This is a genomic window from Falsihalocynthiibacter sp. S25ZX9, assembly GCF_041205405.1.
Lineage (GTDB): Bacteria > Pseudomonadota > Alphaproteobacteria > Rhodobacterales > Rhodobacteraceae > Falsihalocynthiibacter > Falsihalocynthiibacter arcticus.
The window spans coordinates 1-295 of the sequence record NZ_JBGFCD010000270.1 but is presented as its reverse complement, the minus strand read 5'-3'; the positions used below and the strand labels follow the sequence as shown (position 1 = coordinate 295).

Below are 295 nucleotides of genomic sequence, written 5' to 3'. Positions count from 1 at the left end.
TGCCGTGATCAAAATGCACGGACTTGAGAGCGGAGCCGTTTATCGTCCCCAAAATAACAGCCATTATGAACGGCGTATCCTCGCTGGTATTGAGGCTGGCGGGAAGCCGATTTTTGCCACGGGCCGTGTAGGAACAAAAGCCCTCGTGCGGCATGTGCGCGATGGCGGTATTGTTTCCATTTTGTTTGATGAAAAATACTCGGAGGGCGTGCGCCTACCGTTTCTTGGCCTTGATGCCCTCACATCCCTGTCTGCCGCCCAGCTTGCGCTTAAATATGATCTGCCGATGATCCCC

1 protein-coding gene is annotated in these 295 nt (G+C 53.9%); it reads left to right on the top strand.

Translation table 11 applies throughout. From position 1 onward, the window contains the following. Nucleotides 1–295, top strand: a 295-nt coding sequence (locus AB9F29_RS22205) for a lysophospholipid acyltransferase family protein (protein WP_369757289.1), incomplete at both ends; no start/stop codon positions are given.